The 12830-nt window shown below is 69.6% G+C and carries 10 protein-coding genes; 6 read left to right on the forward strand and 4 right to left on the reverse strand.

Going from position 1 to position 12830, the window contains the following annotated elements:
- Positions 1-67 precede the first annotated feature (67 nt).
- On the reverse strand, positions 68-2098 hold the full coding sequence (locus FHR84_RS12835; RefSeq protein WP_179535715.1) for a neutral/alkaline ceramidase: 2031 nt from the start codon (positions 2096-2098) through the stop codon (positions 68-70).
- A 228-nt stretch (positions 2099-2326) separates the two neighbouring features.
- On the opposite strand from FHR84_RS12835, the gene lat reads away from it, so the two are divergent.
- A complete protein-coding gene (lat, locus tag FHR84_RS12840) occupies positions 2327-3676 on the forward strand; it encodes an L-lysine 6-transaminase (RefSeq protein WP_218862784.1) in 1350 nt (449 codons plus the stop codon).
- A 103-nt stretch (positions 3677-3779) separates the two neighbouring features.
- Here lat and FHR84_RS12845 read toward each other — a convergent pair whose 3' ends face one another.
- The gene (locus FHR84_RS12845; RefSeq protein WP_179535717.1) at positions 3780-5357 is read right to left on the reverse strand and encodes a phospholipid carrier-dependent glycosyltransferase; all 1578 of its coding nucleotides are present in this window, start codon (positions 5355-5357) and stop codon (positions 3780-3782) included.
- Between the two features lie 11 nt (positions 5358-5368).
- Between FHR84_RS12845 and rsmI the strand changes: the two genes are divergently transcribed.
- From rsmI to FHR84_RS12865, 4 genes are all read left to right on the forward strand, one after another.
- Positions 5369-6226, forward strand: a complete 858-nt coding sequence (gene rsmI / locus FHR84_RS12850; protein WP_179535718.1) for a 16S rRNA (cytidine(1402)-2'-O)-methyltransferase — start codon at positions 5369-5371, stop codon at positions 6224-6226.
- A gap of 23 nt (positions 6227-6249) precedes the next feature.
- Positions 6250-6873, forward strand: coding sequence for a uracil phosphoribosyltransferase (gene upp, locus FHR84_RS12855; protein WP_179535719.1), 624 nt, complete (start codon positions 6250-6252; stop codon positions 6871-6873).
- A 224-nt stretch (positions 6874-7097) separates the two neighbouring features.
- Entirely contained in the window at positions 7098-8486 is a 1389-nt protein-coding gene (locus FHR84_RS12860; RefSeq protein ID WP_179535720.1) for a glycoside hydrolase family 18 protein, read from the forward strand.
- A 181-nt stretch (positions 8487-8667) separates the two neighbouring features.
- Positions 8668-9849: a glycosyltransferase family 2 protein gene (locus FHR84_RS12865; protein ID WP_343075254.1), complete on the forward strand. Its 1182-nt coding sequence runs from the start codon at positions 8668-8670 to the stop codon at positions 9847-9849.
- Between the two features lie 406 nt (positions 9850-10255).
- On the opposite strand, the gene FHR84_RS12870 is transcribed toward FHR84_RS12865, so the two are convergent.
- On the reverse strand, positions 10256-10693 hold the full coding sequence (locus tag FHR84_RS12870; RefSeq protein ID WP_343075255.1) for a UbiD family decarboxylase domain-containing protein: 438 nt from the start codon (positions 10691-10693) through the stop codon (positions 10256-10258).
- A gap of 263 nt (positions 10694-10956) precedes the next feature.
- Positions 10957-11409 (reverse strand): NAD(P)H-dependent oxidoreductase, encoded by a 453-nt coding sequence (locus FHR84_RS12875; RefSeq protein ID WP_179535721.1) that lies wholly within the window; start codon positions 11407-11409, stop codon positions 10957-10959.
- A 187-nt stretch (positions 11410-11596) separates the two neighbouring features.
- On the opposite strand from FHR84_RS12875, the gene FHR84_RS12880 reads away from it, so the two are divergent.
- Complete coding sequence (locus FHR84_RS12880; protein WP_179535722.1) at positions 11597-12562, forward strand: pentapeptide repeat-containing protein; 966 nt, start codon at positions 11597-11599, stop codon at positions 12560-12562.
- Positions 12563-12830: the final 268 nt, after the last annotated feature.

Here is a 12830-nt window from a genome sequence, read left to right on the forward strand (position 1 = left end):
GGTGCGACGCGGCGCAACAGTGGAACCGGGAGCCGAAGGCGGTGCGGGCGGGAGCGGACCGTCCGGCTCACTCGACCCGGAAACTGTCCGAAGTGCCCGAGAAGCTCCTGACCCGTCCCCCCGGTTCCTTGGCGTCGCCCCGGTGCACGATCCGGTACTCGCCGCTCTCGGCCCCGGAGGGGACGGTCCAGGCGACCGTCGCGGTCGAAGCGGCCAGCCCCTTCCTGGCCCAGTGGTACTCGGTCGACCAGTCCCCGTCGTCGGCCACGGTGCTCCAGCCTCCGGGGACGCGGCGTTGAACCAGCAGGAAGCTGTCACCCCCGCGCCGGTCGTTGTTGGGGTGCGCCGAGGCGAAGACCACCCGCGCCCGCTCGCCGCGGGCGTAGCCCCTTCCGGGCGGTTCCAGGACGTCCCCGAAGTCCCCGCCCGGGGGTGGTGCGTCGACGACCACTCCGGGTTGCAGCCGCACCCGGCCGCCTCCGGGGTTCAGTTCGGCGGAGGGGCCGTCCGCGCTCTCCGCGCCCGCGGCCAGATCGGAGGCGATGCGGGCGAATTCCTGCTGGTAAGCGGGTAGTGACCAGCGGCCGAACATCGTGTGCCCGCCCTCGTAGGCCTGCCGGTCGTACTCCTCCGGGGTGGTCAGGTAGCCCGCGTAGTCGTTGGCGTAACCGGCCACGACCACGTTCTCCGGCGCAGTGCCGAGCCGTTCGGCCACGGTTCGGCGCAGCCGCAGCCCGCCCACGACGCTGACTTCCTGCGGGAGGGCCACCAGGTGCAGCTCGCCGATGCGCACCAGCTGGATCGGCAGCACCCGCGGCACCCAGCCCAGCGGCCCGACCGGCAGCAGGATCTCTTTCGGTGCCTGCCGTTCGCGCAGTTCCGGCGAAGCCCGGTACAGCGCTTCGCTGATCGTGCCGAAGAAGGGGTTGTTGCCCGCCCCCTCGTCTAAGAAGGAGGGACCGGGGCCGTCCTCCGCGCCTGCCGCGAAGGAGGCTCCCAGCGCCGCCGCGCAGGTCGTGTGTTTCCGGCCGTCGCCGGTGAACTCGGGGGCCACCGCCACCCCGGACATGTCCACACGGCTCATCCGGTGGTCGATCCCCCCGGTCACGGGCCGCGCACTGCTCACGAGCCGGGCGGCCGCCGCGTACTGCCGCGTGCCGATGATCCTGGTGTTGGCGAACTCGTCGTCGGTGGGGCCCGTGCCGGGGCGGAGTTCCAGGTTCGGGGACATGTCCGCCGCGTTGGACTGCGCGAAGGCGGCCACGAAGCCGGGGTCGGGCTCGCGGTAGTCCACGCCGGACACCTCGCGTTCCCAGTGGTACGCGGCGTAGCCCTTGTTGTCCCCGCTGACGAGGGTGTTGTCCGGGCTGAGGCTGGTGGCGTGGGTGGGGAACCAGTTGATCGCCCCCACCGGGTGGCCGCCGCGCTCGAAGGTCAGCAGCACCGTGCTCGGGTCGACGGCGCCGGGGAAGTGCCGCTTCTCCTCCGCGGGGTTGCGTTCGAACGCCTCGCGGGAGCGGTTGACACTGGCCCCGGTCAGCTCACCGCGGGCCAGTCCCAGTCGCCCCGGGGCCAGGTCCGCGTCGGCGCGCTCGACCGCTTCGGCCGTCCCGGTGACCAGTGCTTCGAAGGTGCCGGGCTGGAAGCCGATCGTGGTGACGTTGTAGAGGGTGTGGCAGGAGAAACCACCCGGGGCCGCGTGGGTGTGCGTGGCGGCCAGCAGCAGGTTCCGCTCGGTGTAGCGGTCTCCGAGGCGCTCGGCCAGCCTCGCGAGGACGGCCTCGCGCACGCAGCCGAAGATCATTCCCGCGTCGACGACGACCACGGCGACCCGGCGGTCCGGCCTGTCGTGCTCGGCGACGACGAAGGCGCGTGCCCGTTGCCGTTGGTGGATCCCTGTGGTGCGTTGTCCGATGCGGGCATAGCCCATCATGCCGTTCTCCGCGGGCTGTCCGGTGACGTCGCCGATGCCGCGCCCCAGCAGGTACCGCTCGTGCCGTCGCTCCGCGCGGGCGGGGGCTGCCGACGCGGTGGTCAGCAGCGTGGCCAGCCCCGCTTTCAGCAGCGGGCGCCTTCCGAGTGCCCCTTGGCCGTCCATTCCGCCCCTCCGCTCCGCGGGTGTCGTTGATCACTTTACCGTGACCACACAGGAAAATGAAACTTTCTCACTTAATCGGGTGACGGCGGGGCCCGCTGGGAACAAGCGGAGCTTAAGAGAAAAATTTTCGTCTGTGTACTGATATCGCAACAAAATATTGCCTGTTTGTGGACTTTGGGGGTATTAATTCCTTTAGGTGAGGAAGTTGTGGCCCACAGGAGGCTGAACATGACCGCACAGCGACAGGCATCTGTCGAAGGGTTCCGCACCCCGGACGCGGACGTGGTCGAAGAACTGCGTTCCCGCGTGACGGGAGACCTGCTCGACGTGGTGGTCGATCTCGACTCCGGGAGGGGGTGCCGAGTACGGGATCTGCGGGACGGAACGGAATACCTCGACATGACGATGTACTTCAGCTCCGCGCCCCTCGGGCACGGTCATCCCGGGCTGCACACCTCCGAGTTCGAGGCGGAACTGGTGCGTGCCGCGCGGACCAAGCCCGCGAACCCGGACTTCGCCACCGTGCAGCAGGCACGTTTCGTCGAGACGCTGCGCCGCGTGTTCGGCGACCCGCAGCTACCCCGGCTGTTCCTCATCGAAGGGGGCGGGCCTGCCGTCGAGAACGCGCTCAAGGTGGCGTTCGACTGGAAGACCAAGCACAACGCCCGGCGCGGTGTCGCGGTGCGCGGGTCGAGGGCCCTGCACCTGGAGTGGGCGTTCCACGGGCGTACCGGCTACACCATGTCCCTGACCAACACGGACCCGCGAAAGATCCGCGACTACCCGAAGTTCGACTGGCCGCGCGTGCCCAGCCCCGCCGTGCCTCCGGGGGAGGACTGGGAGGCCGCCGAGTTGCTGCCCGCCGAACGCGCGGCGGTGCGCGCCGCCGAGGCCGCGCTGGACCGCTACGGGGACGAGATCGCCTGCTTCGTCTACGAACCCGTCCAGGGTGAGGGCGGGGACAGGCATCTGCGTCCGGCCTTCCTGCGCGAGATGCAACGCATCTGCCGCGAGCACGACGTGCTGACCGTCGCCGACGAGGTGCAGAGCGGCGGAGGGATCACCGGCCGTCCCTGGGCGCATCAGGCGCTGGGGCTGGAACCGGACCTGCTCGCCTTCGGGAAGCGGCTCCAGGTGTGCGGGGTCATGGGAGGGCGGAAAGTCGAGGAGATCGAGGACAACGCCTTCCTGGAACCGAGCAGGATCAGTTCCACCTGGGGCGGTTCGCTGGTGGACATGGTGCGCGCGACGCGGATCCTCGAGGTCGTCGAGTCGGAGGAGCTGCTGGACAACGCCGCGCGGATGGGCGAGTTGCTGCTTTCCGAGCTGCACGGGCTGGAAGCGGAGTACCCCGGGGTGATCAGCGCTGCTCGGGGACGCGGGCTGATGGCCGCCGTGGACTTCCCGGACGGGGCGCTGCGCGACCGGGCCGTCGAGCTGGCCCGCGAGCACCACCGGACGATCTTCCTGCCCTCGGGGCCTCGCTCCCTGCGTTGGCGCCCGGCGCTCTCGGTGCGGTCCGATGAGCTCACCGACGCCGTGGTGGCACTGCGCAAGACGTTGGCCGAACTGAGCTGATCCGCCGCACCACGCCGGCCCCGCCGGACGTTTCGCGCGAAACCGTCACTCCGGAATGGCTCCGGGAGGAACGTTTCGCGCGAAACGTTCCTCCCGGCGGGGATCAACGCCAGGAGGGCAACCAGAGCTCGGCCTGCCAGTGCGCCTCGGTGATCGAAAAGCCGTTGAGTATCGGCCACAGCCACACGAAGTTCGCCACCACCAGCCCCACGTACAGCGCGATGGCCAGCATGCCCGTCTTCCGGCGCTCGGGGGAGGCGTTCGCCCGCCCGAGAACCTCACCGAGCACGAGCACGATCCCCAGCACGAGGAACGGCGCGAGCGGGGTCGCGTAGAAGTAGTACATCTGCCTGGCGAGGTTGCCGAACCACGGGAGGAAACCGGCGCAGTACCCGACCAGCACCGCCGCGTAGCGCCAGTCCATGCGGGCGGTCGCCCGCCACACGGCCCATCCGGCCACCGGAAGCGCCAACCACCACAGCGCCGGGGTGCCCAGCAGCATCGTGGCCTGGACGCAGTCACCCTGCCCGCACCCGGGCATGCCGGACTCGTAGTAGTACAGCATCGGACGCATGCCCATCGGCCACGCCCAGGGCTTGGACTCCCACGGGTGCGGGTCGTCGCCGGTGACCAGGTGGGTGTGGAACTCCAGCACGTTGAAGTGGTAGTACAGCAGCGAGCGGAGCACGTCCGGCAGGAAGCCGAAGCCCACGTCGTCGGCGATCTCCGCCGCGTGGCGGTCGGTGGCGGTCTCACTGGCGTACCAGCCCGCCCAGGTGGCGAAGTAGACGCCGAGCGCGAGCACCAGCAGCGACCCCAGGCCGGGGACGGTGTCGCGTACCAGGGCTCCGAGCCAGGGGCGGCGCACCCCGGCGCCGCGCCGGGCCAGCGCGTCCCAGACGATGCTCAGCAGGAGGAACGCCGCGACGTAGTAGATGCCGCTCCACTTCACCCCGCAGGAGATGCCGAGCAGCACGCCCGCGCCGAAGCGCCACCAGCGGAAGCCGAGCCGGGGCCCGAACACCGAGTCCTCGGCGCGGTTCTCGGTGACCACCAGCGCCATCCTGGCGCGCACCCGGTCGCGATCGACCAGCAGGCAGGAGAACGCCGCGAGCACGAACAGCGCGTGGAAAACGTCGAGCATCCCCACGCGCGCCTGCACGTGGCTGACCCCGTCGCAGATCAGCAGCACCCCGGCCAGCGCGCCGAGCAGGGTGGAACGGGTCATGCGGCGCGCGATCCGGATGATCAGCAGCACCATCAGGGTGCCCGCCAGCGCGGCACTCACCCTCCAACCCCAGGGGGTGTACCCGAACAGCCACTCCCCGGCGGCGATGAGCTGTTTGCCCACCGGCGGGTGAGCGACCAGCTCGTAGCCGGGGTTGTCCTCGAACCCGCCGTTGCGCAGCATTTGCCACGCCTGGGGGACGTAGTGCTTCTCGTCGAAGACGGGGGTTCCCTCGTCGGTGGCGTGTCCCAGCCGCCAGAAGCGGACGACGCCCGCGACGAGGGTCACCACGAGGGTGACGATCCACCCGCGGAGCCGGTCCGCGGGTTCCCGCGGGGTGAGCAGTGCGGCCCGGTCGTGCTCACCCGGATACCGAACCGGCGGAACCTGACCGTCGCGAACCGTTCCGTCGCGGACGGCGTTGCCACCTGAGCTCGGCACGAGGACGTTCACACCCAAATCGTATGGTGGTCGTTGTGACTGACGAATCCGGACCGGGCACGTTGTTGCTCGCGGCCACTCCGCTAGGTGACGCGCGGGACGCGTCCCCCCGACTGACCGAGGCTCTCGCCACCGCGGACGTGGTGGCCGCCGAGGACACCAGGAGGGTTCGTGCCCTGGCCACCGCCCTCGACGTCGATCCGGGAGGCAGGGTACTCAGTTACTACGACGCCGTGGAAGCGGCACGCGAGCCCGCGCTGCTGGAGGCGTTGCGCGGCGGTTCCACCGTCCTGTTGGTCACCGACGCGGGAATGCCCAGCGTCTCGGACCCCGGGTACCGGTTGGTCTCCGCCTGCGCGGCCGAAGGCCTGCACGTGACCTGCCTGCCGGGGCCGAGCGCGGTGACCACGGCGCTGGCCCTGTCCGGTCTGCCCTCCGACAGGTTCTGCTTCGAAGGGTTTCCCCCGCGCAAACAGGGGCCCCGCAAGCGCTGGCTGGCCGGCTTGGCCTCCGAGCGGCGGACGTGCGTGTTCTTCGAGGCCCCGCACCGGGTGGCGGCGACGCTCGCCGACGCGGCCGAGGTGCTCGGCACGGATCGGCGCGCGGCGGTTTGCCGCGAGCTGACCAAGACCTACGAGCAGGTTCGGCGCGGCGAGCTCGGCGAGCTGGCCGGGTGGGCAGCCGAGGGCGTGCGGGGCGAGATCACCGTGGTGCTGGCCGGAGCCGAGGTCGTCCAGGCCGATCCGTCCGAGTTCGTCGAGCAGGTGGAGCGCCGTGCGGCTTCCGGGGTGCGGCTCAAGGACGCCGTGGCCGAGATAGCCGAGCTCGGCGGCGTCCGGAAGAAGGAGCTCTACGACGCGGTGCTGGCCGCCCGCGGATGAGCTTGCCGATACCGTGGACGACCATGGATGTCCGGGTCATCGAACACCCCCTCACGCAGGCTCGACTGTCGACCATGCGCGACGCGCGCACCGACAACGCGACGTTCCGCGCCGCACTGCAGGAACTGACTCTGATGCTGCTCTACGAGGCCATCCGGGACGCCGAGGTGGCCGAGGAGTTCATCCACACGCCGGTGGCGCGCACCAAGGGGTACCGACTGGCGAACCCGCCGTTGCTGGTCCCGGTGCTGCGTGCCGGGCTGGGGATGGCCGACCAGGCACACCGCCTGATCCCGGAGGCCCAGATGGGCTTCATCGGGCTGGCCAGGGACGAGGAGACGCTGCGGCCCACTCCGTATCTGGAGTCGTTGCCCGACGACCTGTCCGGACGTCCCGTGATCGTGCTCGACCCGATGCTGGCCACCGGTGGTTCGATGCTCCACACGATCAGGCTGCTGCACGAGAGGGGAGCCGCCGACATCACGGCGATCTGCACGCTGGCCGCTCCGGAGGGGATCGACCGGCTGTCGGAGTCGGGGCGGCCGGTGCGGCTGGTCACGGCCAGTGTGGACGAGAGGCTCAACGAGTCCGGGTTCATCGTCCCCGGGCTCGGTGACGCGGGGGACCGGGAGTACGGGCCGCGCTGAGCGGGGGTTTCCGTCCGGGGAGTCCGAGGTTCGTCCCGCCGGGGCCGGCCGGAGCGGAACCTCGGCTCCCGGGGGGCGGGTGTTCCGGTCTCGGGCCCGCGGTCGCCCGGAGAGCTTCGGTGCGGGCTGCGTCCGAACGAGTGAGAGATTGGTCCATACCTTGACCGAGGTTGGTCTAGACCACATCGTGTGGGCATCCCGCAACGACGAACCGGGAGTGATCGATGTCTCTGAATCCACGTTCGACCCGGCGATTACCGGCACTGGCCGCGGGAACGGCGGTGTTCGCCGGAATGCTCGCCGTCCCCGCCTCGGCCACGGTCGACGAGAAATCCGAACAGCGTGCCACCGGAGGTGACACCGCGGTCATCCAGCCCGCCGCCCAGAGCGGTTCCCGCAAGGTCGGCTACTTCACCCAGTGGTCGATCTACGATCGGCAGTTCTACGTCAAGGACCTGGACACTTCGGGAACCGCGGAGAAGCTGACGCACATCAACTACGCCTTCGGGAACCTGGACCCGTCCGGGCAGTGCTTCACCGGCAATCAGGCCGGCGAAGCCGATGCCTGGGCCGACTACCAGAAGCGCTTCTCCGCGGCCAACTCCGTGGACGGCGAGGCCGACACCTGGGACCAGCCCCTGGCGGGCAACCTCAACCAGCTCAAGGAGCTCAAGGAGAAGCACCCGCACCTCGAGGTTTACCTCTCGCTCGGAGGGTGGTCCTGGTCGGAGAACTTCCACGAGGCGGCCGCCACCCCGCAGTCCCGCACCCAGCACGTGAAGTCCTGCATCGACATGTGGCTGCGCGGCAACCTGCCCCAACTCGGTGGTTCGCCGCAGGGAGGCGAGGGAGTCGCCGAGGGAGTGTTCGACGGAATCGACATCGACTGGGAGTGGCCCGCTTCCGAGGGCGGACCCGGCAACGTCGTCGATCCCGCGGACAAGGAGAACTACACCAAGCTGCTGCGGGAGTGGCGCGATCAACTCGACGCCCTGGAGAACGAGACGGGGCGGGCCTACGACCTGACGGCCTTCCTGCCCGCGTCCCCGGACAAGATCGAGGCGGGCTTCGAGGTCGACAAGATCTTCGACTCGCTGGACTTCGCCACCGTCCAGGGCTATGACCTGCACGGGGCCTACGAGGAGACGACCAACCACCAGTCGGCGCTGCGTAGTCCGGCCGGAGATCCCTCGCCCGAGCGGTTCAGCATCGACCAGACCACGGACGAGTACCTGGCCAGAGGCGCACCCGCCGATGAGCTGGTTCTCGGAGTGCCGTTCTACGGACGGGGCTGGACCGGGGTTCCGGACCGCAACAACGGCCTGTTCCAGACCTCCACCGGCCCGGCCCCCGCGACGTACGAGGACGGCTACGAGGACTACAAGACGCTCAAGCAGAAAGCCGGGCAGTACACCCTGCACCGGGACGAGGAGGCCGGGTTCGCCTGGTTGTTCGACGGCGACACCTTCTGGACGTTCGACGACCCGACCGAGATCGCCAGGAAGATGGGCTACGTCAACGACAACGGACTCGGCGGAGCCATGATCTGGTCGCTGGACGGGGACACCGCGGACGGTGAGCTCATGACCGCCGTGGACCAAAACCTGGAGTGACCTGGTAAGACGGTGCGGGTCCGACGTGGCGGGATCCGTGTCGACCCCCGGTGCGGTTCCCACCCGCACCGGGGGTTTCCCGCGTCCGCGCCCGGAACTCACCCGGCGTACGCGAGCTGTTGACGGGCGATTCGCGTTGCCGGTGACGCCCGTTTCGCCCGTGCCATGTCAAGCTGTGCGTGTGCTATCACGACATAAGGTTGTCCGAGGAGCCGCCCTCGCCGCGATCGCCACGGGAACCGTGTATCGCAGCGTGCGCACGCTCCGGAAAGCGCGCTCCATACTGCCGCTCGGTCAGGAACCGTCGAGCACCGTTCTTCCGCCCACCGTCACCGTGGTGGTCCCCGCCCGCAACGAAGAAGCGGTGCTGGACAACTGTCTGCGTGGAATACGCGAGCAGACCTACGGTTCGGAACGCGGAACGGGAAGCGACTCACCTACTCTGCGGGTCGTGGTGGTCGACGACGGTTCCACCGACCGAACCGGTGAGATCGCCGACGAACACGCCGCGCAGGACCCCAGGGTGCGCGTCGTGCACAGCGAGGGGCCTCCGCCCGGTTGGAGCGGCAAGGTGCACGCGATGCACACCGGGGTGGAGGCCGCGGGTCAGCCCGAGGCGGGCGAGTGGCTGCTCTTCGTCGACGCCGACACGGTGCTCGCCCCGGAACTGCTCTCCAAACTGCTCGGCACGGCCGAACGGGCCGATGCGGACCTGGTCTCGACCCCGGGCGGTCCTCCCGAGGACAGCTCGGCCAGCTGGCCGGTGCTGATGCCCGCGGGCCTGCAGATGATCGGGGAGAACGCCGATCCCAGGGGTGAGGGCGGCAAGGCCTTCGCCATCGGGCACTGCATCCTGCTGCGACGTTCGCACTACGAGAAGATCGGCGGTTGGGCATCGTTGTCCGGTCGTCGCAACGAGGACATCGCCATCGCCACGGCCGTGCGGGACCACGGCGGGGTGACGAGGCTCGTCGAGGGGCTCTCGTACGTGACCACGAGCGGTATGGATCCGTTCAAGCAGGGCTGGGACTCGTTCCGCAAGAGCTTCGTCGCGGGCACGAACGGTTCGCTGCCCGTGCTGCTGGGGGTCGGTTTCGGCCAGATCGCGTTGTCGCTGGCCTCGCCCGCGATGGTCGCCGCGGGGGTGCGCACCCGGAAACCGGGTCTGGTCGCGCTCGGCGCGGCCGGTTGGGCCGCGCAGAGCGTCTCGCACCACCGGACGGCTCGGGTGATGCACGCCAATCCGGGGCTGGCCCCGGTCGCGCCGTTCACCAACGCCGTGTTCGGGGGGATCACGCTGCACGGGGCCGTCGAAGTGGTGCGCGGGGCGACCAGCTGGAAGGGTCGCGCGTCGACCTTCTGATCGGGGCTTTCCGTTCGGGGCGCCGTGGGGCCGCCGGAGCGGAACCTCCCGCCGGTTCGTGAGCGGGCGCCCGACACCGGGTGACTGTCCGCACGACGTCGAGCCGTCCTCGTGATCCGGGGTTCGCACGAAACTCCCCGGAGCTCTCATGATCAATGTTTCGTGCGAGAAACGTGTGGAGCGCACTCCACATCGACTACTCGGAGTGCTTTTTTGGCTCCATTTCGCATCAACCGTTGTGGTGGGAAACAGCGCCGAACCGGGTGGTGCGGTATCGCCCGCAGCTGCCGAAACGCGCGTGAGCCGCCTCGGAGTCCCCGGCGCGCGGCCCGGAACTCGGCACGAGGCGTCAGCGGTCTGATTCGAACGGACCAACATTCCTACGACGGAATTCCCTGCTGTCGGATCAGAACGAATCCCGTTCCCCTCGGCTGGTCGTTCTGTTCCGGGAGGTCGGGTATGCGGTGGAGAGGTGGGGCGCCGAGGCTGGTGGTGCCGGTGGTGGTTGTAGCAGTGCGGAAAGTCCGGGACGTCCCCGCTCGCGCCACATGGCGTGGATCATGCCGAGGTGCTGTTGCGGCATCGCCGGTCCGACGAGCGTGTTGCGGCCGTGCAGCACGGTCCGGCTGACCGACCAACTCGTCCACGTGCCGTCCGGGCTGGCCACGCCGTGGAAGCCGTAGGTTCCGAAGTAGCGGCCGCCGTCTTCCTGGTGCGGCAAGGGGACCGGGAAGCGCTCGAGGTCAACGTCCTCGCCGAGCTGGACGTGCTCCTCGCAAGGCGCGTCGGTGCCGTTGACCGGGGCGACCGGAGCGGCGTGCATGGCCTCGATCAGCCTTTCCACGATGTCACGTGGTGTGCTCTCCCGCGGCAGGCCGAAGTGAGCCGCAAGACGCCCGTAGCGGCCCGGTGTGGAGCAGCACCGCGGGGCCGCCGGTCTGGTGGCCGGGTCCGCCGGCCGAGCTCACCGCACCGGCGACGGTGGTCCTGGGCTCGGCTGTGCTGGTCGGGGTATTCGCCCTGCTCAGCGCTCCGGCGCCGCACGCGCTGAGCCCGCTCGGCGCGGAGCGAAGAGGCCGGAGCCGTCCTCCGGGACGTCGCCGGCGACTACGGCATCAGCCCGGCCGCCACGGTCGCGCCGAGTTCCCAGCAGGCGTCCAGCCCTTCCGAGTCGGGCTGTCCGGTGAGGTCGAGCGGTTCGGCGACCTGCTTCCAGCCGAGCCCGGTGGTGATCGACCGGGCGGCCCGGATCGCGCCCTCGGTACCCTCGTTGCCGTGCACGTACAGCCCGAAGGGCCTGCCGCTCGTGGAGTCCAGGCACGGGTAGTAGATCTGATCGAAGAAGTGCTTGAGCGCCCCGGACATGTACCCGAGGTTGGCCGGTGTCCCCAGCAGGTAGCCGTCGGCTTCGAGCACGTCGCAGGCCGTCGCGGCCAGCGCCGGCCGGCACACGACCTCCACGTCCTCGATCTCGTCGGTGGTGGCCCCTTCGACGACCTTCTCGAACATGGCCTGCATACCCGGCGATGGCGTGTGGTGGACGATCAGCAAACGCGGCACGCTTCCGAGGATGCCCTCTCGGATCTTCCGGTCGCAACGTCACCGGCGACGCCCCGCCCGCGACACGTGCCGGGGTGCTCCTGCTGCCCGGTCGAGCAGCTGCGAACTGGGGAAGCACGCTCCCGGGGCCACCGAAATCGCCCGTTCGAGGACAACGTGGACCGATCGACTGCCATGATCGACGCTCATGGGTGACTCAGCGCGTTCCCCGGAGGTTCCCCGAGTTCTCAGCAACAGGGCGATCACCATCGGTGCGCTCGTCGTTCTCGGGCTCACGCTGACCACGATGACCGTGCTGATCGTGGTCTTCCGGGAAGCGCCGCCCAAGACCGTCCTCGAGGTGATCCGGACCTCGGCGAGTCTGGGCGTCGGCACGGGAGGCGGGGCGGCACTGTGGTTGGCCGCGCGTCGCCAGCGCAGCACCGAGATCAGCATCCGCAGGCGCGATCACGACGCCGCGGAGACGCGGGTCACCGAGCTCTACGGGAGGGCGGCCGAGCAGCTCAGCGCCGACAAGGCCCCGGTCCGGCTGGCCGGGCTCTTCGCGCTGGAACGGCTCGGGCAGACCTATCCGGCCCACCGGCAGACCATCGTCGACCTGGTCTGCGCGTACCTGCGCATGCCCCCGGAGGTCCCGGAGGAGTCCGAGACCGAGGAGTACGGCGGTCCCCAGGAGTTCGAGGTCCGCCAGGCCGCCCAACGGATCCTGGCCACTCACCTGCGCGTGACGGAGGACGACGAGACCGACCGGTGGTTCTGGTCGGACATCACGCTGAACCTCTCGGGGGCGAGCCTGCACACGTTCACGTTCTCCCGGTGCCGGGTGCGTTCGGCGAGCTTCGCCAACGCGGTGTTCCACGGCCCCGCCGTGTTCCGCGGAACGACTTTCGATTCCGGGGCCGACTTCCGCGGGGTGCGATTCACCGGCCTGGGCGATTTTCGCCGGGTCACCTTCCTCGGCGAGGGAGTCACTTTCCGCGGAGCCTCCTTCGAGGGGGAGGTGGACTTCGGGACGCAGACCACAGCCACCCTCACCGGAGCTTTCACCCGGACCGAGGAGTGTTTCCGACGCAAGTGGCCCGCGGAGTGGGCGGAGCGGACGACTGAGGCCTCCCCGGAGTGGGCGGAGCTCGTCCCCGGAAAATCTCCGTGATCCCGCGGAACTGGTCCGCGCCCGTGCGCGTCGTAGCAGTGGTGATCCCGGAAACGGGCTCGCCGTTGAAACCGTGAACACCGTCCCCGACCCCGCGTGAAAGGGGAAAGGCATTGCCCCGTTCTGCTCTGCCGAACAGCGGCTACGACAGTCGCGAGTTTCTTTCGGAGCGGGCACCCGGCGGACACGTGATGTTCCGAAGAGCGGTTTCGGCGGTCGAACCGTGTGGCTTGGAGGCCACGCGACGCGGCTTGGTGGTCGCGTGGTG

The sequence above is a fragment of the Actinopolyspora biskrensis genome (assembly GCF_013408175.1).
Lineage (GTDB): Bacteria > Actinomycetota > Actinomycetes > Mycobacteriales > Pseudonocardiaceae > Actinopolyspora > Actinopolyspora biskrensis.

Excerpts from the sequence above, each read along its gene's own strand:
- FHR84_RS12835 (WP_179535715.1), bottom strand. The coding sequence starts at position 2,098 with ATGGACGGCCAAGGGGCACTCGGAAGGCGCCCGCTGCTGAAAGCGGGG.
- lat (WP_218862784.1), top strand. The coding sequence starts at position 2,327 with ATGACCGCACAGCGACAGGCATCTGTCGAAGGGTTCCGCACCCCGGAC.
- rsmI (WP_179535718.1), top strand. The coding sequence starts at position 5,369 with ATGGTGGTCGTTGTGACTGACGAATCCGGACCGGGCACGTTGTTGCTC.
- upp (WP_179535719.1), top strand. The coding sequence starts at position 6,250 with ATGGATGTCCGGGTCATCGAACACCCCCTCACGCAGGCTCGACTGTCG.
- FHR84_RS12860 (WP_179535720.1), top strand. The coding sequence starts at position 7,098 with ATGTCTCTGAATCCACGTTCGACCCGGCGATTACCGGCACTGGCCGCG.
- FHR84_RS12880 (WP_179535722.1), top strand. The coding sequence starts at position 11,597 with ATGGGTGACTCAGCGCGTTCCCCGGAGGTTCCCCGAGTTCTCAGCAAC.